At 33.9% G+C, this 25,848-nt stretch carries 18 protein-coding genes and 1 pseudogene; 11 read left to right on the top strand and 8 right to left on the bottom strand.

Translation table 11 applies throughout. From position 1 onward, the window contains the following. The gene (locus MPR_RS09440; protein ID WP_041891954.1) at nucleotides 1-549 is read right to left on the bottom strand and encodes a GNAT family N-acetyltransferase; all 549 of its coding nucleotides are present in this window, start codon (nucleotides 547-549) and stop codon (nucleotides 1-3) included. Between the two features lie 195 nt (nucleotides 550-744). On the opposite strand from MPR_RS09440, the gene MPR_RS09435 reads away from it, so the two are divergent. Then, a complete protein-coding gene (locus MPR_RS09435) occupies nucleotides 745-1,707 on the top strand; it encodes a D-2-hydroxyacid dehydrogenase family protein (RefSeq protein ID WP_041891951.1) in 963 nt (320 codons plus the stop codon). 103 nt (nucleotides 1,708-1,810) lie between these two features. Here MPR_RS09435 and pstB read toward each other — a convergent pair whose 3' ends face one another. Genes pstB through MPR_RS09415 form a run of 4 tightly spaced genes read right to left on the bottom strand, consistent with a single transcriptional unit; the run spans nucleotide 1,811 to nucleotide 5,128 of the window. Next, nucleotides 1,811-2,557 (bottom strand): phosphate ABC transporter ATP-binding protein PstB, encoded by a 747-nt coding sequence (pstB, locus tag MPR_RS09430; RefSeq protein WP_006260157.1) that lies wholly within the window; start codon nucleotides 2,555-2,557, stop codon nucleotides 1,811-1,813. Beyond that, the gene (gene pstA, locus MPR_RS09425) at nucleotides 2,547-3,404 is read right to left on the bottom strand and encodes a phosphate ABC transporter permease PstA (protein WP_041891948.1); all 858 of its coding nucleotides are present in this window, start codon (nucleotides 3,402-3,404) and stop codon (nucleotides 2,547-2,549) included. Before pstA ends, pstB begins: the two co-directional genes overlap by 11 nt. Next, nucleotides 3,394-4,284 (bottom strand): phosphate ABC transporter permease subunit PstC, encoded by an 891-nt coding sequence (pstC, locus tag MPR_RS09420; protein WP_006260159.1) that lies wholly within the window; start codon nucleotides 4,282-4,284, stop codon nucleotides 3,394-3,396. The genes pstA and pstC overlap by 11 nt, the downstream gene beginning before the upstream one ends. Nucleotide 4,285: 1 nt before the next feature. Beyond that, entirely contained in the window at nucleotides 4,286-5,128 is an 843-nt protein-coding gene (locus MPR_RS09415) for a substrate-binding domain-containing protein (RefSeq protein WP_041895336.1), read from the bottom strand. Nucleotides 5,129-5,836: 708 nt separating this feature from the next. On the opposite strand from MPR_RS09415, the gene MPR_RS09410 reads away from it, so the two are divergent. Genes MPR_RS09410 through MPR_RS09395 form a run of 4 tightly spaced genes read left to right on the top strand, consistent with a single transcriptional unit; the run spans nucleotide 5,837 to nucleotide 12,419 of the window. Then, entirely contained in the window at nucleotides 5,837-9,094 is a 3,258-nt protein-coding gene (locus MPR_RS09410; RefSeq protein WP_041891945.1) for a SusC/RagA family TonB-linked outer membrane protein, read from the top strand. 9 nt (nucleotides 9,095-9,103) lie between these two features. Beyond that, complete coding sequence (locus MPR_RS09405) at nucleotides 9,104-10,840, top strand: RagB/SusD family nutrient uptake outer membrane protein (protein ID WP_041891943.1); 1,737 nt, start codon at nucleotides 9,104-9,106, stop codon at nucleotides 10,838-10,840. After that, nucleotides 10,834-11,715 (top strand): endonuclease/exonuclease/phosphatase family protein, encoded by an 882-nt coding sequence (locus MPR_RS09400; RefSeq protein WP_041891940.1) that lies wholly within the window; start codon nucleotides 10,834-10,836, stop codon nucleotides 11,713-11,715. The genes MPR_RS09405 and MPR_RS09400 overlap by 7 nt, the downstream gene beginning before the upstream one ends. Then, nucleotides 11,670-12,419 (top strand): endonuclease/exonuclease/phosphatase family protein, encoded by a 750-nt coding sequence (locus MPR_RS09395; RefSeq protein WP_041891937.1) that lies wholly within the window; start codon nucleotides 11,670-11,672, stop codon nucleotides 12,417-12,419. The genes MPR_RS09400 and MPR_RS09395 overlap by 46 nt, the downstream gene beginning before the upstream one ends. Before the next feature lie 321 nt (nucleotides 12,420-12,740). Here MPR_RS09395 and MPR_RS09390 read toward each other — a convergent pair whose 3' ends face one another. The 3 genes from MPR_RS09390 to MPR_RS09380 all read right to left on the bottom strand — a co-directional run bounded on the left by MPR_RS09390 (nucleotide 12,741) and on the right by MPR_RS09380 (nucleotide 15,926). Beyond that, nucleotides 12,741-13,928, bottom strand: coding sequence for a calcium:cation antiporter (locus tag MPR_RS09390; protein WP_041891934.1), 1,188 nt, complete (start codon nucleotides 13,926-13,928; stop codon nucleotides 12,741-12,743). A 655-nt stretch (nucleotides 13,929-14,583) separates the two neighbouring features. Continuing rightward, the gene (locus MPR_RS09385; protein ID WP_041891932.1) at nucleotides 14,584-15,549 is read right to left on the bottom strand and encodes an LLM class oxidoreductase; all 966 of its coding nucleotides are present in this window, start codon (nucleotides 15,547-15,549) and stop codon (nucleotides 14,584-14,586) included. Nucleotides 15,550-15,626: 77 nt separating this feature from the next. After that, a complete protein-coding gene (locus tag MPR_RS09380; protein WP_041891929.1) occupies nucleotides 15,627-15,926 on the bottom strand; it encodes an ArsR/SmtB family transcription factor in 300 nt (99 codons plus the stop codon). Between the two features lie 134 nt (nucleotides 15,927-16,060). On the opposite strand from MPR_RS09380, the gene MPR_RS09375 reads away from it, so the two are divergent. The 6 genes and pseudogenes from MPR_RS09375 to MPR_RS09360 all read left to right on the top strand — a co-directional run bounded on the left by MPR_RS09375 (nucleotide 16,061) and on the right by MPR_RS09360 (nucleotide 25,796). Further along, a complete protein-coding gene (locus MPR_RS09375) occupies nucleotides 16,061-17,734 on the top strand; it encodes a tetratricopeptide repeat protein (RefSeq protein ID WP_041891927.1) in 1,674 nt (557 codons plus the stop codon). A gap of 316 nt (nucleotides 17,735-18,050) precedes the next feature. Continuing rightward, nucleotides 18,051-20,210, top strand: a complete 2,160-nt coding sequence (locus MPR_RS18150) for a BspA family leucine-rich repeat surface protein (protein WP_082027826.1) — start codon at nucleotides 18,051-18,053, stop codon at nucleotides 20,208-20,210. Further along, nucleotides 20,197-20,331, top strand: a pseudogene (locus MPR_RS19045) (MBG domain-containing protein); the annotation flags it as partial. The gene MPR_RS18150 and the pseudogene MPR_RS19045, both read left to right, overlap by 14 nt. Before the next feature lie 54 nt (nucleotides 20,332-20,385). Next, nucleotides 20,386-20,592 (top strand): MBG domain-containing protein, encoded by a 207-nt coding sequence (locus MPR_RS18145; protein WP_052472694.1) that lies wholly within the window; start codon nucleotides 20,386-20,388, stop codon nucleotides 20,590-20,592. Between the two features lie 18 nt (nucleotides 20,593-20,610). Further along, nucleotides 20,611-24,948 (top strand): MBG domain-containing protein, encoded by a 4,338-nt coding sequence (locus MPR_RS09365; protein ID WP_052472692.1) that lies wholly within the window; start codon nucleotides 20,611-20,613, stop codon nucleotides 24,946-24,948. 38 nt (nucleotides 24,949-24,986) lie between these two features. Continuing rightward, the gene (locus MPR_RS09360; RefSeq protein ID WP_041895330.1) at nucleotides 24,987-25,796 is read left to right on the top strand and encodes a porin family protein; all 810 of its coding nucleotides are present in this window, start codon (nucleotides 24,987-24,989) and stop codon (nucleotides 25,794-25,796) included. Nucleotides 25,797-25,848 lie beyond the last annotated feature (52 nt).

Below are 25,848 nucleotides of genomic sequence, written 5' to 3'. Positions count from 1 at the left end.
CTACCTCAACGCCATCCACATACTCATATTATCATAGTACCTATCATTGTCCTTAATAAAGTTAGGTATAATACCTATTTCTTTAAATCCTTGTTTTCGATATAGTGCTATTCCTGCTATATTCTCACTATAGACCTCTAATGTAAGTATCTCAAGTGTATTATTTCTTTTAGCCCATTCTACTGCACTGTTTAGTAATGCTGTGCCTAACCCTGTGTTTCTCCATTCTAGTAATATTCCCATTCCTAATATAGCTGTATGCTGTAGTGTCTTTCTATGATGCCCTGTTAGATCTAAATTCCCTATTAGTTGCCCATTATGTTCTGCCACTAACATTATAGAATTATTAGCACTATTTAGTTTCTCAATCCAAGCTTCTATTTCTGCTACAGTCTTATTAAAATCACTACTAGTAATAGGAATATACTCTGAGGTGTCTAAGTATTGTTTGATAAGATCTAATAATGTACTAGCATCATTTGAGCTTGCAAGGCGAATAGTTACTTGTTTATTGTTCTTTAAAGAGGTCGTTATAGGGGTAAATAGCATACTTAAGTCAATTAGAATATAGGTAACAATATAGTAATAAGTAGAATAAGACACAACGTTAAGATATTCTAATAATAGAAGAGATATACTTTCCTTTTTTGTACTTTTCCTATCGAAAAGAGAGTATATCTAATGGTTTTTCTACTCTTTTAAAAATAAATGATTTACAGGGTAAATCTATAAAACTCAACAGAAATGAAAATAACGATATTAGATGATTATCAACACGTCATCAAGAACTTAAAATGCTTCGAACTACTAAAAGGACAAGACGTTACTGTCTTACACCAATCAGAAAAAGATATTTCTAAATTGGCAGACTTGCTACAACAGACAGAAATCTTAGTTTTAACAAGAGAGCGAAGTGAGATAACAGAAGAGTTATTGAGTAAGTTACCGAATCTAAAGTTAATTAGTCAGACAGGTAAGATATCAAACCACCTTAATCTAGATATCTGTACGCAATATAAGGTAGCAGTAGCAGAAGGGATAGGATCTCCTATTGCACCATGTGAGTTAACGTGGGCATTGATCTTAAATACGATAAGGAAAATCCCTCAGGCTATACAGGGAATGAAAGAAGGGAAGTGGCAAATCAATATTGGTACTAATGTAAGTGGTAAGACTGTCGGTATATGGGGCTATGGTAAGATAGGGCAGAAGCTAGCCCAATATGCTAAGGCTTTTGATGCAAAAGTATTAGTGTGGGGGAGTGAGTCCTCTAGAGCTAAGGCAGTAGAAGATGGTTTTATGAGTGCAGATACTAAAGAAGAGTTCTTTAGTACAGCAGATATTATCACTGTTAACCTTAGATTGAATAAGGATACTTATGGTATCGTGAAAGAACAGGATATAAGACTAATGAAAGAGAATGCAGTACTAGTGAATACTGCTAGGGCAGAACTAATCGAACGCGGAGCATTGCTCAATGTGCTTCAGAGTGGGCAGAAACTATTAGTCGGAGTAGATGTATATGAGCAAGAGCCTATCTATGATACTAATTATGAGTTACTACATTTTGATAATGTTGTATGCACACCTCATATAGGGTATGTGGAAGAGTCTAGTTATGAATTATATTTCGGAACAGCTTTCGAGAATGTGATCAGTTATATTAAGGGTAGACCACTTCATATTGCTAATCCAGAAGTCTTGTAAATAATAAAAAACGGATACCCTTATAAGGTATCCGTTTTTACTCTAATAAGTCAGACTTATTGATGACGAAGTAGGTAAGTGGTCTACTTGGCATTTTTATTTTTTATCCGAAAACACCGTTGATATAATTCTTAGTCATTTCGTGTTTAGGATTCTCAAAGATATCTTGTGTCAAACCGCTTTCTTTTACTTCACCTAGATACATAAAGTAAGTTTGATCAGCGATACGCTGTGCTTGTTGCATATTATGTGTTACAATAGCGATTGTATATTTCTCTTTTAAATGAAGAATAAGTTCCTCGATTTTAATTGTACTTACAGGGTCAAGTGCAGAACACGGTTCATCCATTAAGATTACTTCTGGACGAAGCGCTACAGCTCTTGCGATACACAGACGTTGTTGTTGTCCTCCTGATAAGCGATGAGCTGGCATCTTTAAATCATCTTTTACTTCATCCCATAAGAAGGCTTCCGTTAATGCTTTTTCGATTACACTTTTATCATGAGGGAGATTATTGATCTTTAACCCATAAGCGATATTGTCATAGATGCTTTTTGGAAAAGGATTCGCTTTTTGGAATACCATCCCGATGCGCTTTCTAATCTCCGTTACAGGTATAGTCTTAGAATAAATATCCATATCTTCTAACTTGATAGTTCCATTTATTTTAGCATAGGGAACTAAGTCGTGCATACGGTTAAAGCTTCTTAGTAAAGTACTCTTACCACAACCAGAAGGTCCGATAAGGGCAGTTATTTTATTTTCTTCGAATTCTACACTTACATTTTTTAAAACTTGTTTGCTTCCAAAGCTAATATTTAAGTTCTCAGCAGATAATTTAGTTTTCATTTTTTCTGAATTTATAACGGATATAAAATGCGCTTAAGTTTAATAGGAACACTACGATAATCAACACTAATGCTGTTCCATAAGCAATAGGTCTTACTTCTTCTATTGACTGATGTTGCGTCGATAGCATATATAAGTGATAAGGCAGAGCCATAAACTCCTGGTTTAGGTATCCATTCGTATCACTGATATAAAACGCTGCCCCTGTGAATAAGATGGGAGCTGTCTCTCCAGCTGCTCTTGATAGTGTTAGTACTACACCTGTTAGAATACCCGGTACAGCAGAAGGGATCACCACATCTTTAATAGTCTCAAATTTAGTAGCTCCTACTGCTAGTGCTGCTTCTCTCGTACTATTTGGTATTTGCATTAATGCCTCTTCTGTAGTTGTGATAATATATGGAAGTGATAATAGTCCTAATGTTAATCCTGCAGCTAGTAAAGAAGTTCCTAGAGATAGCGTCTGAACAAATAAGGCTAATCCGAATAGTCCATAGATAATAGAAGGAACACCTGATAAATTACGTATAGCTGCTCTAATCGTTCTTGTCAGCCAGTTGTTTTCTGCATATTCATTTAAGTAGATCGCACAGAATACACCGAATGGAATACTGAATAAAGCCGTGATAAGGGTAATAAGCACTGTACCTATAATCGGTGTAAGAATACCTCCCTTAGTCATTCCTTCTTTAGGAATAGTAGAGATAAACTCCCAAGATAAACTTCCCATTCCTTTTGTCACAATCTCTAGGATGATTACAACAAGGAAAAAGCACACGATAAGAGTGGTTCCTACTAATGTTCCCCATTCTATGATAGAGGATAGTTTTAGTTTATTATGCTGCATGGTATTTTCTTAATCTATTTATAAAATATTCTCCTACTAGGTTTGCGATAAGTGTCATGAAGAACAAGACTGTCGCTAGAGCATATAGCCCATAGTAGTGTGTTGTCTGATAAGGAACTTCCCCCATTTCGATAGCGATAGTCGCTGTCATTGTTTTTACAGAATCAAAGAATCCAGTAGGGATTAACGCTGCATTACCTGTTGCCATAAGTACAGTCATGGTCTCTCCGATGGCTCTACCTACTCCTAACATGACTGCCGAGATAATACCTGGAGCTGCTGCCGGAAGGATTACTTTGCGAAGAGTCTGCCATTTAGTAGCGCCTACACCATAGCTTGCTTCTTTATATGTTTTGGGTACTGCATGTATAGCATCTTCTGCAATCGTAATAATAGTAGGTAGTGCCATTATCGCTAGTAAGATAGCTCCATTTAGGGCATTAAGACCATTAGGTAAACCTGCCATATCAGCTAAGCCAGGGCTTACCACTACGATTCCTAAGAAACCAATAACTACTGAAGGAACCGCAGCTAACATTTCTATAGCTGGTTTTAAAATATTCTTTAGTCGTGTACCAGCATATTCAGATATAAAAGCAGCTGTACCTATTCCTAGAGGAATAGCGATAAGCATCGCTCCTAAGGTTACTATGGTAGTACTTAGTATAAGAGGAAGCATTCCATATACAGGGTTCTTTGCTGTAGGATTCCATTCCATCCCTGTGATAAAGTCAAGGGGCTTTACATCCATAAAGAAGGAAATAGAATTGTATATTAACATGGCTAATATTCCTCCTAATAAACAAAGCACTAAAAGACCAGTCGCTTTAAAGATGTATTTAAAAGTAACATCTAATCCTATTCTAACGTTATATTTCATATTATGGTCGTTCTATTATATAATAACCGTGTTCTTTGATCAGTTGTTTTCCGATCTCTCCGTTTTCAAAGTCAATGAATGGTTTTACCTTTTCCCACGAATCTTCTAAGATGAACTGATACAGTGGTCTCTGGAAGAAGTATAGACTGTTATTGATTGCATTGGAGTCTATAGGAGAATAAGCTTGTGAAGTAGGAGTTTCTTTAATACTCAATATCTTTACAGTAGGATTAGTAGCTGTCTCGTGAGAGATATAACCTGCACCTACATAGCCTATCCCAGATTTGTCCGTTTTAATACCTTCTAAGATTTGAGCATTTCCTGTCATTTCTTTAGCTGCATTAGAAAACTCTATCTTTAGCTTTTTCTTAATAAAGGAGTGAGTACCTGAGCTACTTTGACGACCATAGATATTAATAGGTAGGTCTACAGAAGTAAGTTCTTTCCAATTGGTGATTTCTCCTTTCATTATTTTAGCTAAAGTTTCAAGATCTATTTCTTCTATAGGTAGATCCTTATGTACTACAAAGGCAGTAGCATCTTCAGCAAATATGACAGTACGAAGCTTTATATTCTTGTTTTCGAACTGTGCAATCTCTTTGTCTGATAAAGGGCGAGAAGAATTAGCGATGTCAGCTTGACCATTTAGTAAAGAGGTAATACCAATACCTGAACCACCACCAGAAATAGCAATACTAAAGTCAGAATCTATTAGAGTGTATTTCTCTGCTAGGTTTACTGCTAAATTTACCTCTGTGTCAGAACCTTTCATCTTGATAGAATGATCCTTGTTTCCACAAGAAAGTAATAATAAAGAAGAAAAAATAACTAGACTTTTTCTCATAGATAAATAGTGTTTTTTCATTGAGACAAAGTACCTATGTGATTATGACCTATGAGTTACTGCTATGTTATCAAAGGGTTAAGATGGGGTATTTATTGATAATATAATAGATGTGATAAAAAATCAGTTATCTATCATTAATGATAAGGGGAAATATTGAAAGTTGATAATTTTTTAGGGACTTTCTTATTTTGTGCAATGAAATTGCAGTATTGATTAAACTTTTCAATGTTATCACAAGGTTAATAATAGAGAAAGGTTAAACATAGGTAAATAGAATACAACTTTATTTCTTCTTGAATATTGTACACTTACTTAAGAAAGATAAAGCCTTTAGTAAGATAAGTAAAGTTCTAATTCTCTTTTATGATGTAAGGCTTATCTATTTATTGAAAATGAAAGTCATCTTTAACACAATAATTTACTTCATAAATACAGTGATTTAATTAGTGAAAATACAACTATTTGTTGAGGTATTATGCTCTATTTGAATGTTATGTTTTCAAAGAGTTTAAAAGAAATAATCCTAAGGTGATATTTGATTTATATAAGTTTATAGGCATTTTACTATTGTTATCTTATTGTTTTACATAGATTAAGGGATTGTTGTTTTGTAGTAATTACTTAATGTTTATTTAATTCTTTACAATGCAAGCTAAAGAGTGATTGGCAGTACGTTTAGAACATAAAAACTAAACATTTGTAATTATGAAGAAATTTAAGGTCTGTTGCTACATAGCATTCCTATTTTATTCAGGTTTTCTTGTCGCTCAAGAAAGTAAACCACCAGTAAGTTCTCCACTTATTTCTATTGTCATAGAACAGGATGAGACTTTAGGAAAAGTAGTAACAGAATTAGCGAGCAAAGTTGCTGCTAAGGTGAACATTGAGGATTCTACTTTAAAAGAGACTCCTTTAATCGCTTATGAAGGCAAGGCTGCTAGACTTCAGGATATACTAGAAGTAATCGCTATGCAGACGGGGTATACAGTGAATTATACCAATGGGGTAATTACAGTAAAGAATGACCAATTCAACACACATTTAGAAGACATCACACTTGTGGCTATTGGTTATGGAGACAAAAAGAAACAGAATATTACTACCTCTGTAACAGAAGTAGATACTAGAGCTTTAAAAAATAGGCCTCTTTCTAACGCTGTGTCTGCTTTACAAGGAACTACACCAGGTTTAAACATTACCAATTCAAGTGGTAAAGAAGATGCAGAAGCGAATATTAATATTAGGGGATTTAACTCTGTTAATGGAGGTGGACCGTTAGTATTAATTGATGGAGTAGAAGGAAGCCTTTCTAATATCAATCCAGATGATATCGAAAGCATAAGTGTATTAAAAGATGCTGGTGCTGCTGCAGTATATGGTGCTAGAGGTGCCTTTGGGGTAGTGCTTGTCAAAACAAAGAACCCAGGTGTAGGAGAAATAAAGGTAAGTGTTAACTCTACGATGAATATACTTTCTCAAACGCAAAATACAGATTTTGTAACTGATCCTTATTTAGCGGCTAAGATTGTTGACCAAGCTTTTATTACAGGTAGTGGGCGAAGTTATACAGGGTATAACGAATATGATTATGAACAATTAAAAGCAGTCTCAGAGAATCCTGCATTAGCTCGTGTTGAAATCCAAAATAGAAATGGTCGTGATCAATATGTACATTATGGTAGTACAGATTGGTGGAATTACTTCTGGAAAGATACGCGATATTCTTATATCAATGATATCAGTATTTCTGGGGGAAGCGAAAAGGTCAAAGGTTATTTTTCGTATAGAAACTATTCTGCAGATGGATTATTGAAAGTACAGGATGATAAGTATAAGAAAAATAACTTAAGAGCTAAATTTGATATTAAAATTAATGATTGGATTAGTTTTAGTACAAACAATCAGTATTTTAAATCTTCTGACTTAGTACATGGAGGAACACAGTATGGATGGAGAGATCCATGGACAAGTGAAATGTTGGTACACGCTTTACCTTCTTATGTTCCAGTGAATCCTGATGGAGGAGCGCTATGGCGTACTGAGTTAAATAATTACACTATCGGAGATGGATATTTTGCGTCTTTACTACATGGTAAGTCAAATAGAACTGCTGTAAGAGATGAGTTTTCGACGATTAATGCATTTCATTTTAAACCACTCAAAAACTTAGACGTTCACGCTAGTTATGCTTACAAGAAGAATACTAGAGATATTAACGAACGTTCTACTTTAATTCCATATTCTATTCTTCCAAATCAGATCCAATACTTTGGAGAGAATAAATTGAATGTAAATGAGACCATAGAGGATTACAATGCTCTAAATATTTATGGACAATATCGTTTAGACTTTGGAGATCATAATTTTGATTTCATGGCAGGATATAACCAAGAATATTTTAAAAATGATAACAGAATCATGAGTATTCAGAACCTAATCTCTGATGATTTAGATAATCTAGGTTTAGGATCTTCTAATCCTACTGTAGTTGGTAGTGCTTATGAATGGGCTTTAAGAGGGTATTTTTATCGATTCTCTTATGATTATGCAGGGAAGTATCTTTTAGAGCTTAATGGTCGATATGATGCGACGTCTAAATTCCCTAGTGAACAGAGATGGCAATTCTTTCCCTCTGTTTCTTTGGGATGGAATGTAGCGAATGAACCTTTCTTTAAACGCACTTTCGGTTTTTGGAACCAATTTAAGATACGCGCTTCTTATGGAGAGTTAGGTAACCAAGCTATAGGTGCTTATGCTTATATTCCAACATTGAATAAAGCTATTGATAAAGGGTATGCATTAGATGGAGCATTGTTAGAGTATATGCAAGCCCCTTCTTTAAACCCAAGAGATATTACTTGGGAGACAGTAGCTACTTCTGATATCGGTTTTGATTTAGGTTTCTTCCAAAACAAACTGAATGTTAGTTTTGATTATTTTCAAAAGGATATAGATGGGATGTTAACTAAAGGAAGAACACTACCAGGTGTATTAGGAACAGATTCTCCACGCGAAAATGCCGCTGATCTACGAACTAAGGGGTTTGAAGTATCTGTAGGATATAATGACTCGTTTAAATTAGCAGGTAGTGATTTTAATTATTCTGTATCAGCAGGTTTATCTGATTCTAAGACCAAGATTACGCGCTTTGATAACCCTACAGGATTACTGACAGATTATTATGTAGGTATGGAATTAGGAGAGATTTGGGGATATTCAGTAGAAGGATTGTTCTCTAGTCCAGAGCAAATCGCTAATCATGCAGATCAATCTCGTGTATCTGCTCATATCATAGCCAATGGAGGACTACAACCTGGAGATGTTATGTTTAAGGATTTAAATGGAGATGGTATAGTAAGTGAAGGAGCAAATACTTTAGAAAATCATGGAGATATGCGTAAGATTGGAAATACAGCTCCTAGGTATCAGTATAATTTCCGCTTAGCATTTGATTGGAAAGGAATTGATTTTTCTGCATTCTTCCAAGGAGTAGGAAAACAAGATTGGTATCCTGATACGGATAGTAGAATGTTCTGGGGACCTTATAACAGACCATATAATTCATTTATTCGTCAAGATTTAGCGAATGATATTTGGACTCCAGAGAATACAGATGCCTATTTTCCACGTCTAGTAGGATATACATCATTAGGAAGTAATAGACAGTTAGGTGTACAGAATGATCGTTACTTACAAGATATTTCTTATTTACGTCTAAAGAATATTACATTAGGATATTCTCTTCCACAGGATTTAGTAAAGAGAGTAAAGATGGATAAAGTAAGAATCTATGTAAGTGGTGAGAACCTGTTTACATTTACTAATTTAACGGATTATATCGATCCTGAAGCAGCTAGTAATTCTTTTGACTTTAATAGTCCAAACTCTGCTCGTAAGCGCACTAATGCACAAAGTTTTCCATTCTCCAAAATTATCTCTTTTGGGGTACAACTTAATTTCTAAACAATTAATATGAAAAGATATAAAATACTTGCCATACTCATGGCAACAGGATTTTTGGGTTCTTGTAGTGAAGATTTCTTAGAGAGAGATCCGATATCGTCTGTGACAAGTGAGAACTTCTTTAAAAAAGAAAGTGACTTAATTCTTTTTTCTAATTCTTTTTACAGAATGTTTCCAACTACCTCTATATATAATGGAGATTATAGAACCGATAATATTATTCAAAATATTTTATCTGATGAAATGAGAGGAGGGAGAGTCGTACCTCCATCTGGAGGCGGATGGTCTTGGAATAATTTGAGAGATATTAACTATTTCCTAGTCAATTTTGAAAAGGTAGGAGACGAAGCTCTTATTAAACATTATGGAGGATTAGCAAGATTCTTTAGAGCTTATTTTTACTTCGAAAAAGTGACGCGTTTTGGAGATGTGCCATGGTATGATTATTTATTAACAGCAGAGGATGAGGCCGCTTTACAGAAGCCACGTGATCCACGTAAGCTATTGGTAGATAATATGTTGAAAGATTTAGATTACGCAATCGAGAATATGCGTTCTACTAAAGATGTATATAGAGTATCTAAATGGACTGCTCTTGCCTTAAAAGCGCGCATAGGCTTATATGAAGGAACTTATATGAAGTATAGAGGCTTACCTGGATATGAGACTTATTTAGAACAAGCTTATCAAGCAGCAGAAGTATTAATAAAAGAATCTGGTTATAAAGTTTTCTCTACAGGAAATCCTGATAAAGATTATCAGAATTTATTTGCTTCTCATAAGGCTATTGGTGATGAGATTATTCTAGCTAGGGAGTTTTCTACAGAACTGAATGTTCGTCATAATGTGAATTACTATACAGTAGCAGCTTCGTATGGTAGACCATCTATGCCAAAAGATTTGATCAATAGTTACTTAATGAAAGATGGTAGCCGTTTTACAGATCGATCAGATTATAATAAGATGTTATTCCAAGAAGAAGTAAAAGATAGAGACTTGAGATTGAGTCAGACTATACGTACTCCTGGTTATACCAGAATTGGAAGCACTATCCAGCTCACACCTGATTTCTCTGCAGCTACTACAGGTTATCAGTTAATTAAGTACGTCGCAGAAGCACAGTATGATACGAATAATGCATCTATTGTTGATTTGCCACTATTTAGATTTGCAGAGGTTTTATTAGTATATGCAGAAGCAAAAGCAGAATTGGGAATTATTGATCAGAGTGATTTAGATCTATCTGTAAATATGCTTAGAAAGCGTGTCGGAATGCCTGATATGGTAATGGCAGAAGCAAATGCAAAACCAGATGCTTATTTAGCTAAACAATATGTAAATGTAAACGGAGCTAATAAAGGATTACTACTAGAATTAAGACGAGAGAGACGCATAGAGTTATTTATGGAAGATCATAGATGGGATGATATTGTACGTTGGAAAGAAGGACAAAAGTTAGTTCAGAATATTGAAGGAATGTATTTTAATGGCCCAGGTAAATATGATTTGGACAACAATGGTAAGACAGATATTTACCTATACGAAGGATCTAGACCAACAGAAAATGTACAAGGAGTCTATTATGCTAAACTAGGATCTGATATTCATTTAAATCAAAATAATAGTATAGATCCATTTCCTAATAATAAGAATAGAACATGGAATGAGAATAAAGACTATTTATACCCTCTACCTATACAAGAACTTCAGTTAAATACAAATTTAAAACAAAATCCAGGATGGTAAGATCTATATTACTAAGCGTCCTATTTATAGGGACTAGTATTTTTGCTCAAGAGAAAGAGCCTCAGACTTTGAAGGCAATGACTTTTAACATTAGGATGGATACTTCTAATGATGGTATAAATCAATGGAGTAATCGAAAAGAATGGGTTGCAGAAGTTGTCTTTTTTAATGATGTGGATATTGTTGGTATGCAAGAAGTACTTCATAACCAGTTAGTCGATTTAGAAAATTTACTTCCACAATATGACTATGTAGGAGAAGGAAGAGAAGGAGAAACGAAAGGAGAGTACAGCCCTATTTTTTACCTAAAAGATAGGTTTAAAGTTTTAGAGAGTGGAACATTTTGGTTATCAGAAACACCTTATGAAAAGGGAGTTAAGTCTTGGGATTCTTCTTTACCTCGTATAGCTACATGGGCTCGTTTTGAAGATAAAAAGTCAGGAAAAACATTTATCCATTTAAACACCCACTTTGATCATAGGGGTAAAGAGGCTCGTCAACGAAGTGTTGAAGTTATTAATCAGGAATTAGCTAAAATCACTAAAGGAGAAACAGTGGTATTCACAGGTGATTTTAATTTACCTCCAACAGACTTACCTTATCAGAAGATAATAGAATCGAAGTTTGTCGATACTAGAGATGCAGCAATGTATCGTTCAGAATTAGGTTATACGCATAATGCTTGGAAAATAGAAGCTCCTAAATCAAGTAGAATTGATTATATTTTCTTGAGAGGGCTTGACTTAGCTCCTATTAAGTATAGAGAGCTAGATATTCAGCGAGGACCTTTATTTGCCTCTGACCATTATCCAGTCTTCACAGAGTTTAGATGGGTAGAATCAACTACCAAAGCATCAAAAAAAAAAGTGAAGTAAGAGTTCTTAATTACAATGTACATCATTTTGCAGCAGCTTATGATAGCTATCATAAGATAGATCTTAATTCATTAGCTGCTGTAATCTTAAGAGACGAAGTAGATATCGTTACTTTACAAGAAGTAGATGTACATACTATGCGCTCAGGTCAATATTTAAATCAAGTAAAAGTTTTAGCAGAAAAAACAGGAATGTTTTATGCTTTTGGTAAGACAATAGATTATGAAGGGGGCGATTACGGCATTGCTATCCTGTCTAAATTTCCAATTGTAGAACAGCATTTCTATAAGTTACCTTTTGTAGATAACAAGGAAGAACAACGAGGTTTATTAGTATGTAAAATAGATTTAGGTGAAGCACAAATGATAAATATAGGAACAACTCATCTGTCTAGCTCTAATGAACAAAGTCGTCTATTACAAACGAAACGCATAGCAGAATTACAAAGAGAGTCTACTTTTGATTTTCTGACAGGGGATCTTAATGCAGAAATAAACTCTAAACCAGTAGAACAACTTAAAACGACTTTTGATTTAGATACCCGATTTATGAATCAGATGACTATTCCAGCTTATAAAAGCGATAAGAAAATAGATTTTATGATTAGATCAATTAATAGTACAATAAAAATCATTCGTCAAGATACTTATCAGATGAATGCATTATCAGATCATAATTTAATGATTAGTGATATTACCTTATAAAGTACTTTAGTATAGTCACAAACAAAAACACTCCTTATAAGCATAAGGAGTGTTTTTTTATTAAATTAAGGTTGCTTAAATAAGTAATAACCTTGCTCGAACCAATTAGCTTAGCTTCCTTAATTTAGTCCAGAATCTGTCAGTAAACCTATCAGCAAAAAGTAAGTATACACAATAGGTATGAATTAGTGATAAAAACATACTAAAGTATTGTCTGTGAACTAATGCAGAAGTGATTATATAGAATCTCCTTGTAGAATAAGCTACTGTAGAAACTAGATTAGTCTTTCTACCAATGATTTTTTGACAAGAAATACGTTATTATGGATAGAAAATAAGCAGTGTAAATACAGCAAATAATACTAAGTGCATAATACCCATGATAGGAGTAGTACGTTTGCCTAAGAAAGTCATTAGACTTAATAATAGGGTGATCACGAATAGAATAGTCTCTGTACTAGTCATCCCAAACAATACTGTTTTGCCCGTAATTAATCCAATGATTAGTACAGAAGGCACAGTTAATCCTACTGTAGAAACGAAGGCACCATGGCACAGGTTGATAGCGCGTTGAAACTCATTGTTTAATGCTGCTTTTACTGCCGTCATTGACTCTGGGGTGAACACGATGATGGCAACTAACACACCTCCTAATAGAGTAGGGAGGTTAGCGGCTTTAATCCCGTAGTCTACTACTACGGCCATATTATGAGAAAGAAGTACAATAGGTAATATCATCCCGATTAGGATAATAGAACGTATCCATATCTCTCCTTTATTCCCTACAGAAGTTTGGTGCTCATCTGTAGATTGAATATCTGCAATGGCTCTATCTTTATATGGAATTTCCATTGACCCTTTTTGAGGTTGTACATAGAGATGTCTATATCCTTTCATCTGAAAGAATAAGAATACAGCATAGAGAATAATAATAAATAAAGCCAAGACAATAGCCTGTGTATCACTAAACATCCCTCCACCAGCACCTTGAATGAAGTTAGGTAACATTAACCCGATACCTCCTAGCATAATGATCATTGCTAAGTAAGACATTGTTCCCTGTGCATTATACTCTTGCTCACCATACTTTAGTCCACCTAATAGAATACACAGCCCTATGACTAGATTCATAATGATCATCATTACAGAGAAGATCGAATCCTTTCCAATAGTTGGGTTTTCTCCAGGGCCTAACATTACGGCAGAAATTAAAATTACCTCTATTGATACAATCGAAAGAGTAAGAATCAATGTTCCGAAAGGTTCACCTAATTTATGAGCGAGTTCATCCGCTTCTTTTACTACACCAAAAGCAGCTCCTACTATCGTAAATAGTAAGATCAAGAAAATACTAGTAGCTAATAGAGGGGATAGACTATCTCCAGTAATAGAACTTCCGAATAACATAAATAAGATGACAATCAACCATACCACAGCTAATCGAATTCTTGTTTTCGTTGGAAAAATACTCGCTAAGGATAACCCTTTGTTTACATTGTCTTGTGTCATAATCAATCTCGTTTTTTAACAGGTCAAAATTATCATCTCTATAAATTTAATAATTTATCATTTGATAAAAAAAAGTAGTTGATATGTTAAACCCAGATTCCGCATTAGCCAAATACTACAAAGCAATTCTACTTCACATCTCTTTCATTAGTTCTAAAACCATACTGTAGTATGCTTTACTCACTAATTCAGAGCTATTTTGTATAATTACTTTTCGTCTATATGTCTATCGCGGAATTTGGGTTAAAAGTGAAGTGCTTTTAGAGTGTAAGGGTACTTCTTTTTTTGCTATGATGATATAGGTGTGGCTTCTTATAAAGCTTGTATGCTATATTAGTTAGTATCTATAAGATTTTGAAAATACTTTACTATTCATTGCAGATGAATATTTGTTTACTAAAGGGTAAGTTCATAATCAGTCCGTTATTTTGTGCAAAAAAACGGACTCATAACGGACTCACTACGGACTTAAACCGATTCGTTAAAGTAACTTATTGAAAGAAAAGGTTATAGTAAATAGACTATAAAACGACAAATAATCGATCTTATTATTTATGAAATAGATCGAATTATAAAGTAGTTATGAGAAGGTAGCTACTTTATAATTTCTATGCTTAGTACATATTATAAAAGGTAAATGGTGTTAACTACGATACTAGTAGTTAAAATAAGGTAGTACTTCCTTAGCCAATTCATCAAGAGTTTCTCCTATATCTCGTTTTCCAAACTGTATACCTATAGCAGCATGATTTACACCTATTTCTTGCCATTTATGTAAAAGCTCTATAAGTCCTAATCTACCTGTTTTAAGAACAAAACCTCCTCTTAATGGGGTTCTAGGATAGTGAGGATCTTCATCTAGTTCTATCCATTCATTTGTCATATGTGGTTTAAATGTTCCATTGGGAATTAAATCTCTAAAAGCTTTTATTTTTTGTTCTAAGTGTAAGGTATCCTCATTCGTGGTAGTAGGTCCTGGATAAGTAATCCAACCATCAGCATGAGTAGCAATCCAATCTAATGACTGTTGACTAGCGCCTGTCACTAATGTAGGAATATGCTTATGCAGAGGTTTAGGGACTAAGTCTAGGTTTTGCATTTGTGTAATACTAGAGTTTATTTTAGGAGAGTCTGTAGTATGTAAGGCTTGCATATCCTGAAGAACTTCTCGGAATAATTCTCCTCTTCTTTCAAAAGATTTATTAAAAGCAGGAAACTCAGCATAGCGATCACCAGATCCAACACCTAGTAATAAGCGACCATTAGAAAGCTGATCTATAGATGCTGTTGTCTTTGCCAACGAAATAGGGTGGTGTAAGGGCAATACTATACTCGCTGTACCAAGGGCAATATTTGTAGTCTGACCTGCTATATATGCTAGATAAGAAAGAGGATCATATACTTGTCCTACGTCTCTAAAACTGGGATCATACACAGGTATGTCTCTAACCCATAAAGCTGCGAAACCGCTAGTGTCTATCTGCTGTATATACTTTAGGTGTTGATTAAAAATGGCGATATTATTATCATATACCTGTAAAGGTAAAAATATACCCAAGGATAGCTTTCCTGGTGTGAAGACGTTATTGAAAGTCTTGTGGTTTTTAAAATTATTATTCATTTTTATAGGTATTTAGATATCTGGAATTATAGATATATTGTAATATAATACTTTAGTGATTGCATTGTAGAGTGTTGTTATAGAGTGTTTTGAATATAATTGGCTAACTCAGCAATTTTATCTTCATTGCGTTTATAGTAAGTCCATTGCCCATTTCTAGTAGAAGTAAGTAGTCCAATATTTACCATATTCGTTAAATAAGCTGAGGTGGTAGATTGAGAAAGACCTGCTTTTTTTTGGATAACACTCATGCATACCCCAAACTCGTGTACTTCAGGTTCGATGTCTTCTAGTTCAAAGAAATCGTGTGGAGCCTTAAGCCACTTTAGGATTTGCACTCTGTGTTCGTTTGATAAAGCTTTAAATAGTTCAGTCATTTCTATATATCGAGAATTTACGATACAAAGAAAATGAAAATATTTGAATTAATAAAGTATTTGTTTGTACTATATCTTAATGAATTGATTTGTATTGTGATAAATAGGATTATTTTTGTACAAAATGAGATGTAATGACCACCAAACTATTTACTTTCTTTCTATTTCTATTTATAGTTGCTTGTACAGACACTAAGCATTTAGATAATCAGCAATACGACATTTTAATCAATGAGTACTATAAGACAGGTACTGTTGAGGTAGACGATATTGGAAATATTACAGAGCGCAAGGTGATTGGAAATATTCTTAAGGGATTATCCCATTTAGAGGTAACTGATAGTATTAATGATATTACTACTTCACTTTTTTTAGAAAGTGTATCTATGGTAGAAAAGTCTTCTAATGTAGCATTGAAGGAATGGGTGTATAGTGAGGTTGGGTTCTATTATTATTCTTATAACTATTATTACGAAGCTTCTCCCTATTTTATCAAGATTGCTAAAACTTTAGAGAATAAAAGCATTGTATTAGATGTACAAGCAAAAAATATTTTGTTGCGTACAGCTTATTTCTTTGAGACTATGAATATGAATGAGAGCGCTCTCATTTATTATAGAAAAGCTTTGGAAGAAGGGGAAAAGGAGCAGCTAAATAACAGTGCTGTTTTATGGGGCTTAGGAACAGTATATTCTAAAGTAGATAGTCTAGATCAATCCATGCGTTACTATGAATTGGCAAAAGAAACATCCTTATCGTATAAGGACACCCTTAGATACGCTAAAAGTTTAGGAGGTATAGCATCAGTTTATCAAAAACAAGGAGACATAGAGAAAGCAGAGTTATACCTGAAAGAAGATATAGAGATTAGTCAACAATTAGGTGAAGAGAGGAATCTAATGTATAGTCAGATACAATTGGGGAAACTATACATGGATCGCAAGCAATATGATCTTGCAGAAGAAGTTTTAAAAAACTCTTATGAGATTACTAAAACTAAAAGCTACTTAGCAGGCTTTGAAAGAGAAATTATATCTTATTTACTCGATATCGCTAAGGCTCGTGGGATAGACACAGAAGAGCTCTCTTATAGAAGGGAGTTAGATCAGATAGACAGTGTGATAGAAGCTAGGGAAGGAGAAGAGGTCATTAATAAAATTAATTGGAATACTAATCTTGAGAGAGTAAACTGGGAGCTAGAGGCGGAAAAAAGCTTCTCAGAAAGAGTGAGATATCAACGACTACTCTTGCTGAGTACCACTGTTCTTCTGACGCTTATCTTGTGTATGGTGTACTTCTTTTCTAAACGAATTCTAAAGCTTCAAAAATATGCTTATGAAGGGAAGCTATTGGATTTTCAGTTATCTAAAATAAATTCAGAGAATAAGTTAAAAGAGACGAAAGCATCATTAGCATCTTATCAAGTATATCTGAGTGAAAAAACCGCACAAATAGCAAAATTAGAACATGAGTTAAATAAGGCTTCTCACTCTTCTAAGGAGATCTTCAAGGAAAAGCGTCCTGCTATAGAAGAATTACTTCGTTCTCATCTGATGACAGAGGAGAATTGGGTTTTATTTAAAGAAACATTTAGAGAAGAACAAGCAGTCTATTTTAATGAAATTATTACTCAGTTTCCTGACTTGACCGAGTCTAATCTACGTATTGTGTTGTTGCAAAAAATGGAATTGACTAATCAAGAAACTGCAAATATTCTAGGTGTAACTATTGATGCAGTTAAAAAAGCAAAACAGCGATTAAAGAAAAAATATGAAGATGATTACTCTGCTTTATTTAGTAAAGAGTAGTCTAACCGAAGTAAATAAAATACAATTTTTAAAAGCATTATCTGTATAGGTAATGCTTTTTTTGTATGTGTTAAAGGCTTCATTTTAAGGATGGTTATTTTTTGTCCACCCTATTGTCCACCCCCTTTAAACACTAGAATTTACCTACTTATAATACTTTTACCTACTGAAGCTAATTTTTGAATTTCGCCACACTCAATGAATAGCATATTGTAGAGATTTTAATTTCTCTAGTTGCCTTAATAAATTGTATTTATCTTCAATTTGTTATTGTTAAGTGTGGTTGGAATATCGTATAATTCTAACACACCACATTATGAAGAAATTTCTACTCTTATTCTTTCTAATTTTTAGCCCGATGCTCTTCGCGCAGACGAGTACCGAAGCTTTTGAAACAGAGTCAGCTGGTTCCACTAGTTTTACTGATAATGGGGTAACTTTTAATATTATTTCACATACTAGTACTTTTAATATAGTTAACTATCCGGCGACAGGCTGGAGTGGAACAGTTAATGATAATCAGTACATAGACAATACAAATAATGTAGGACCTGCTAGCTCTTCATTCTCTATTAAAACTACTTCTAATTTATTTAAGGTAAATCGCTTCTGGGTATATGTAGCAGATCAGTTTAATAACCAAAATACAATAGGAACATTGACTATCACTGGTAAATTAAGTGGTGTAACTAAATTTACTCAAACTAAGACCAATAATTTTGCTATTTCATTAGGAACGACTAATGGCTATACATTAATAGATTTGACTAATCTGAATGGTCAGAACTATAGTAATATAGTCATTGATGAGTTACAACTAACTTTAGGAGGTAATTATTACTATCTAGGCCTTGATGCATTTACTTGGGTGAAGGATTCTAATATAGTTACTACAGACTCTCAATCATTTATCACTACTTGGGAAGTGCCTAATGATAACGGTAGTATTAAACTCTATACAGATACTAATAAGTATAAGTATAATTATAATGTGAGTTGGGAGAATATAGATGACTCCGATAAGAAAAGTAAACCTCTACCTAACTTCAAAGGTGATTGTGTCATATCTAATCTACCTAAAGGGAAATATAGGGTAATGATAACAGGTGATTTTCCATATTTTAACGTAGCTAAGGATTTCGAAGATCCAAATGCAAAGCAGTTACTTACTGTAGAGCAATGGGGGACGCAACTTTGGAAAAGTATGCATAAAACTTTTCAGTCTGCTTCTAATCTTATTCATATAGGTAAAGATATTCCTAATCTTACTCAGGTGACAGATATGTCAAGGATGTTTGATTTTGCAATCTCTTTTAATGGAGATTTGAGTAAATGGGATGTATCGAAGGTGACTGACATGCAGTATATATTTTCCGGAGCAAGTTCTTTTAATGGTGATCTAAGCAAATGGAATGTATCTAGTTTAAAAAATATGCAGAGTATGTTTCATGCCGCAGTTGCTTTTGATGGTGATTTGAGTCAGTGGAATGTATCTAGTGCTACTAATATGATTCAAGTATTTGCTTACGCAATGAGTTTTAATAGAGATTTGAGTAGATGGAATGTCTCTAATGTGACAGATATGCAGTCGATGTTTTTAGGAGCGAGTTCCTTTAATAGAGATTTGAGTAAATGGAACGTTTCTAAGGTTATAGGACCGTATGGTATGTTGAGTATGTTGGAATATTCAGGCATGTCTGTAAATAATTATGATGCTACATTAAAAGGATGGGCTAATTTATCAACTGTACCAAGTAATGTAACTTTAGGAGCTACTGGATTAAAATACTGTACAGCGAATACTGAACGAGATAAGTTAATAAAAGAAAAAGGATGGAAGATAAATGGGGATATTAAATTAGGTAGTGAATATATTTTAAAAGATAAAAGTGTAGTGTATGATGGGAAGGCACATAAACTAGAATTAGAGTTACCTCATAGTTTTAGAGGTACTTATGAAATAGTAGATTCTTCAAATAATGTAGTATCTGATGCTATCAATGCTGGTATTTATACAGTACGTGCAATTAGTGAATGTGATCAAAGTGTACTTCATACTGCAACTTTAACAATTACTCCTGCTGTCTTAACAGTAACAGCTACTCCTCAGTCTAAAGTATATGGAGCAGTTGATTCTAAGCTTGATTACACAATATCAGGATTAGTAAATAATGATAAAGAGATTGATGTCTTATCAGGTAGCTTATCTCGTGTTGCAGGAGAGAATGTAGGAAGTTATGCTATTACTCTAGGTAGTTTAGCTGCAAATAATAACTACATACTTTCTTTTACAGGAGCAAATTTAACTATAGCTCCAGCTGTATTAATTGTAAGTGCTACTGCTCAGTCTAAGATATACGGAGCAGTTGATCCTAGCCTAAGCTATGCGGTATTTGGATTAATAGAAGGAGATTTATTATCAGGTAGCTTATCTCGTGTTGCAGGAGAGGATGTAGGTACTTATTCCTCAGTCTAAGATATATGGAGCAGTTGATCCTAAACTAGATTATGCGGTATTTGGATTAATAGAAGGAGATTTATTATCAGGTAGCTTATCTCGTGTTGCAGGAGAGGATGTAGGAGTTTATGCTATTACTCAGGGAACGTTAATAGCTAATAGTAATTACTCTTTAAGTTTTATAGGGGCTAATTTGACTATTGATAAAGCATCATTGACAGTGACCGCTAATCCTCAGTCTAAGATATATGGAGCAGTTGATCCTAAACTAGATTATGCGGTATTTGGATTAATAGAAGGAGATTTATTATCAGGTAGCTTATCTCGTGTTGCAGGAGAGGATGTAGGAGTTTATGCTATTACTCAGGGAACGTTAATAGCTAATAGTAATTACTCTTGAAGTTTTATAGGGGCTAATTTGACTATTGATAAAGCATCATTGACAGTGACCGCTAATCCTCAGTCTAAGATATATGGAGCAGTTGATCCTAAACTAGATTATGCAGTATCAGGATTAATAAATAATGATAAAGAGACTACTGTATTATCAGGTAGCTTATCTCGTGCATTAGGAGAAGATGTTGGTACTTATGCTATTACTCAAGGTGATTTAAAAGCGACTGGTAATTACTCTTTAAGTTTTATAGGGGCTGATTTGGTTATTACTCCAGCACTATTAACTGTAAGTCCTACTACTCAGTCTAAAGTATATGGAGCAGCTGATCCTGCGCTTGATTACAAAGTATCAGGCCTAGTGAATAACGATAAAGAGACTGCTGTATTATCAGGTAGCTTATCTCGTGCATTAGGAGAAGATGTAGGAAGCTATGCTATTACTCAGGGTGATTTAAAAGCGAATGGTAATTACTCTTTAAGTTTTATAGGGGCTGATTTGGTTATTACTCCAGCACTATTAACTGTAAGTGCTACTACTCAGTCTAAAGTATATGGAGCAGTTGAACCTAAGCTTGATTATACAGTATCAGGATTAGTAAATAACGATAAAGAGACTGATGTATTATCAGGTAGCTTATCTCGTGCATTAGGAGAAGATGTAGGAAGTTATGCTATTACTCAGGGTGATTTAAAAGCGAATGGTAATTACTCTTTAAGTTTTATAGGGGCTAATTTGACTATAACTCCTGCCGTATTAACTGTAAGTACTAATCCTCAGTCTAAGGTATATGGAGCAGTTGAACCTAAGCTTGATTATGCAGTATCAGGATTAGTAAATAACGATAAAGAGACTGCTGTATTATCAGGTAGCTTATCTCGTAAGGTAGGAGAAGATGTTGGTACTTATGCTATAACCCAAGGAATGTTAATAGCTAATAGTAATTACGTTTTAAGTTTTATAGGGGCTGATTTGACTATTACTCCTGCTGTCTTAACAGTAACAGCTACCCTTCAGTCTAAAGTATATGGAGCAGTTGATTCTAAGCTTGATTACACAATATCAGGATTAGTAAATAATGATAAAGAGACTGCTGTCTTATCGGGTAGTTTATCTCGCGCAGTAGGAGAAGATGTTGGAAGTTATGCTATTACTCAGGGTGATTTAAAAGCGAATGGTAACTATACATTAGTCTTTAAAGGAGCTAATTTGACAATTGGAAAAGCCCCATTAACAGTAACAGCCAATGCTCAGTCTAAAGTATATGGAGCAGTTGATCCTAAGCTTGATTATACAGTATCAGGATTAGTAAATAACGATAAAGAGACTGATGTATTATCAGGTAGTTTATTTCGTAAGGTAGGAGAAGATGTTGGTACTTATGCTATAACCCAAGGAACGTTAATAGCTAATAGTAATTACGTTTTAAGTTTTACAGGAGCTGATTTGAATATTACTCCAGCTGTATTAATTGTAAGTGCTACTGCTCAGTCTAAGGTATATGGAGTAGTTGATCCGAAGTTAGGTTATACTGTATCTGGATTAATAGAAGGAGATTTATTATCAGGTAGCTTATCTCGTGCAGTAGGAGAAGATGTTGGTACTTATGCTATCAATCAAGGAGATTTAAAAGCGAATGGTAATTACGCCTTAAGTTTTGCAGGGGCTAATTTGACTATTGATAAAGCATCATTGACAGTGACCGTTAATCCTCAGTCTAAGATATATGGAGCAGTTGATCCTAGTCTAAACTATACGGTATCAGGATTAGTAAATAACGATAAAGAGACTGCTGTATTATCAGGTAGCTTATCTCGTGTTGCAGGAGAAGATGTTGGTACTTATTCTATAACTCAAGGAGATTTAAAAGCGAGTGGTAATTATACATTAGACTTTAAAGGAGCTAGCTTAGAAGTTACTCCTGCTGTATTAATTGTAACAGTCAATACTAAATCTAAAGTATATGGAGATGCTGATCCTAGTCTAAACTATACGGTATCAGGATTAGTAAATAACGATAAAGAGACTGATGTATTATCAGGTAGTTTATCTCGTGAGGTAGGAGAGAACGTTGATAATTATGCTATAACTCAAGGAACGTTAATAGCTAATAGTAATTACTCTTTAAGTTTTATAGGGGCTAATTTGACAATTGGAAAAGCCCCATTAACAGTAACAGCCAATGCTCAGTCTAAAGTATATGGAGCAGTTGATCCTAAGCTTGATTATACAGTATTAGGATTAGTAAATAACGATAAAGAGACTGATGTATTATCAGGTAGTTTATTTCGTAAGGTAGGAGAAGATGTTGGAAGTTATGCTATTACTCAAAGTGATTTAAAAGCGAATGGTAACTATACATTAGTCTTTAAAGGAGCTAATTTGACAATTGGAAAAGCCCCATTAACAGTAACAGCTAATCCTCAGTCTAAGGTATATGGAGCAGTTAATCCTAAGTTTGATTATACAGTATCAGGATTACAGTTTATAGATAAAGAGACTGCTGTATTATCTGGTAGTTTATCTCGTGCAGTAGGAGAGGATGTGGGAAGTTATGCTATAACTCAAGGTGATTTAAAAGCGAATGGTAATTATATACTTGACTTTAAAGGAGCTAGCTTAGAAATTACTCCTGCTGTATTAACAGTAACAGCTAATCCTCAGTCTAAAGTATATGGAGCAGCTGATCCTGCGCTTGATTATACAGTATCAGGATTACAGTTTATAGATAAAGAGACTGCTGTATTATCAGATAGTTTATCTCGTGCAGTAGGAGAGGATGTTGGTACTTATGCTATAACTCAAGGTGATTTAAAAGCGAGTGGTAATTATACATTAGACTTTAAAGGAGCTAGTTTAGAAATTACTCCTGCTGTATTAACTGTAACAGTCAATACTAAATCTAAAGTATATGGAGCAGCTGATCCTAAGCTTGATTACACAATATCAGGATTAGTAAATAACGATAAAGAGATTGATGTCTTATCAGGTAGTTTATCTCGTGCATTAGGAGAAGGTGTAGGAAGTTATGTTATTACTCAGGGTGATTTAAAAGCGAATGGTAATTATACAGTTGATTTTATAAGAGCTAATTTGACTATTGAAAAAGCACCTATCATAGGAATGGTATTAAAAGGAGGTACTTATGTTTATGACACTAAAGAGAAATCAGTTTTACTTAGTAGTACGCTACCTATTGGGACGAAAGTAACCTATAAGAATAATAAGCAAACAGAGGCAGGTGAATACGAAGTAACTGCTTTAATAGAAGGTGATAATTATATACCATTACTTCTAAAAACAAAACTAATTATCAATAAGGCTCCCCAACATATAGAGTTTAATGCTTTATCACCTGTGTTATATGATAATTTATTACAGCTTCAATTGATAGCAAACAGTAGTGTAGACTTGCCAATAAATTATACCTATATGAATGTTGGAACTACTGTAGCAGCGACAGTGACTTCCACTGGTTTAGTCAAAGTATTGCATCCAGGTAGCGTTATTATAACTGCTCATCAAGATGGGAATAATAATTATGAACCTGCTCAGAGTGTGAGCCAAATCTTAGTAATTAAAAGTGATAAAGCTGAGATAAATAGTTTGATTATTAATGGTAGAGATATAGGTGAATTATCTTCTAATAAATTATTTATGCTTCGTTGTGACGAGATAGATAAACAAGTAGAAGTAGAGTTGGTTACTAGTGAGGGAGCTTCAGTGAATATCGGAAATCATTTCTTTATTGATACCCCTAAAGCAGGTATTTATAACAGAGAGATAGTTGTAAAGTCTCATAGTGGAACAATAACGAATAGATACATTTTATCTATAGAAAGACCTTTTAATTTTGAGGATATAGTTATACAGAAATTCGATAATACTTTATTAGTAAACAACAATCCATTGACTAATGGAGGGTATCGTTTTGTGGGGTATAAATGGTTTAAAAATGGCAAGTTGATAGGTAATGAACAAGTGTACTCAGTAGGAAATCATAGAGATGATTTATTAGATATAGATGCTTTATACAGTCTAGAGTTGACTACTGATAAGGGAGAGATAATACACAGCTGTCCAGCTATGATAAAATACACACATACTAATAGTATTAAACTCTATCCAAACCCTGTAGTGAAAAATGGGGTAATGGAAATAGCACTAGATTATCCAGAGTCAAGTTTGAAAAATATTACAGGTTCAGTATATAGTTTGACAGGACAGTTTTTATTCAAAGTATCACTTGAAAATAAGATTTCAGAAGTGATATTACCAAATACTTTGGTAGAAGGTGTTTATCTTATGATTATTAAGATAGAAGGACAGAATAAAGTATTCAGATTTATGGTTAAACCTTAATTAAAAGTAAAGTGAAAAGAAAATATATATATGGATTTATGCTTGTTGTACTAAGTTGTACAACAAGCTTTGCACAAGAGGTAGACTTTTCTATAGGAGGATACTTTACAAATAGTTTAAAAACAGACAACGATTATGATACAAATACATCATTAGGGTATCAAATAGGAGTAGGGTATCGCTATTATTTAAATTCACAGTGGAGCTTGGGAGCAGAAATAAACTATAAGTATAGTAAACTTGATTTTATACAGCGAAACGTTAAAGAGAATTGGTCTGTTATAGATATAGAAAATCATGATTATGAATTTAGATACAATAGTAAATATAGAAAAGAAAGCGTGTCTTTTAATACCTTTCAAATCCCATTAACCATACAATATGAAACTAAAGGGATAGTGAAGTGGTATATACGTTCTGGAGTAAGTATAGGTATTATAACAGGGGATAGTAAGAGTAAAATAACAATGAATGATTTGCATACATCAGGGTATTATAAAGATTGGGATGCAGAACTTCACGGACCACATTATATGGGGTTTGGAGCATTTGGGAATCAGACTCGAAAGAGAAATTTAGACCTTTCTACAAGGTATTCGTGGCTGTTAGAAACAGGAGTGAAGCAAGAACTAGGAAATAAACAAAACTTATATGTAGGTGTCTTTCTAGATTTAGGATTAACTAATTTAGTTAAAGATAATAAGAGAATAGATACACCAATTAGCCATGTAAGCAATTATGATAATCCACTAGAATATCACAGTATATGGACACAAGAAAAGTATAAAGACACAAATTTAAAAGACTATTATATCGGTATTAAGTTAAGATATTCGTTTAGTCTATAATATAAGAGGTTTATAAAAAAATCTCTTATCTCATTTCACCTTATCCTCACAA

This window comes from Myroides profundi, from assembly GCF_000833025.1.
GTDB lineage: Bacteria > Bacteroidota > Bacteroidia > Flavobacteriales > Flavobacteriaceae > Flavobacterium > Flavobacterium profundi_A.
Note: the sequence above shows the minus strand (reverse complement) of the source record. Positions and strands in the feature narration are given on the sequence as shown.

Bases quoted from the DNA above. Each gene is read 5' to 3' on its own strand.
- MPR_RS09440 (WP_041891954.1), bottom strand. From the start codon at position 549: ATGCTATTTACCCCTATAACGACCTCTTTAAAGAACAATAAACAAGTA.
- MPR_RS09435 (WP_041891951.1), top strand. From the start codon at position 745: ATGAAAATAACGATATTAGATGATTATCAACACGTCATCAAGAACTTA.
- pstB (WP_006260157.1), bottom strand. From the start codon at position 2,557: ATGAAAACTAAATTATCTGCTGAGAACTTAAATATTAGCTTTGGAAGC.
- pstA (WP_041891948.1), bottom strand. From the start codon at position 3,404: ATGCAGCATAATAAACTAAAACTATCCTCTATCATAGAATGGGGAACA.
- pstC (WP_006260159.1), bottom strand. From the start codon at position 4,284: ATGAAATATAACGTTAGAATAGGATTAGATGTTACTTTTAAATACATC.
- MPR_RS09415 (WP_041895336.1), bottom strand. From the start codon at position 5,128: ATGAGAAAAAGTCTAGTTATTTTTTCTTCTTTATTATTACTTTCTTGT.
- MPR_RS09410 (WP_041891945.1), top strand. From the start codon at position 5,837: ATGAAGAAATTTAAGGTCTGTTGCTACATAGCATTCCTATTTTATTCA.
- MPR_RS09405 (WP_041891943.1), top strand. From the start codon at position 9,104: ATGAAAAGATATAAAATACTTGCCATACTCATGGCAACAGGATTTTTG.
- MPR_RS09400 (WP_041891940.1), top strand. From the start codon at position 10,834: ATGGTAAGATCTATATTACTAAGCGTCCTATTTATAGGGACTAGTATT.
- MPR_RS09395 (WP_041891937.1), top strand. From the start codon at position 11,670: ATGGGTAGAATCAACTACCAAAGCATCAAAAAAAAAAGTGAAGTAAGA.
- MPR_RS09390 (WP_041891934.1), bottom strand. From the start codon at position 13,928: ATGACACAAGACAATGTAAACAAAGGGTTATCCTTAGCGAGTATTTTT.
- MPR_RS09385 (WP_041891932.1), bottom strand. From the start codon at position 15,549: ATGAATAATAATTTTAAAAACCACAAGACTTTCAATAACGTCTTCACA.
- MPR_RS09380 (WP_041891929.1), bottom strand. From the start codon at position 15,926: ATGACTGAACTATTTAAAGCTTTATCAAACGAACACAGAGTGCAAATC.
- MPR_RS09375 (WP_041891927.1), top strand. From the start codon at position 16,061: ATGACCACCAAACTATTTACTTTCTTTCTATTTCTATTTATAGTTGCT.
- MPR_RS18150 (WP_082027826.1), top strand. From the start codon at position 18,051: ATGAAGAAATTTCTACTCTTATTCTTTCTAATTTTTAGCCCGATGCTC.
- MPR_RS09360 (WP_041895330.1), top strand. From the start codon at position 24,987: ATGCTTGTTGTACTAAGTTGTACAACAAGCTTTGCACAAGAGGTAGAC.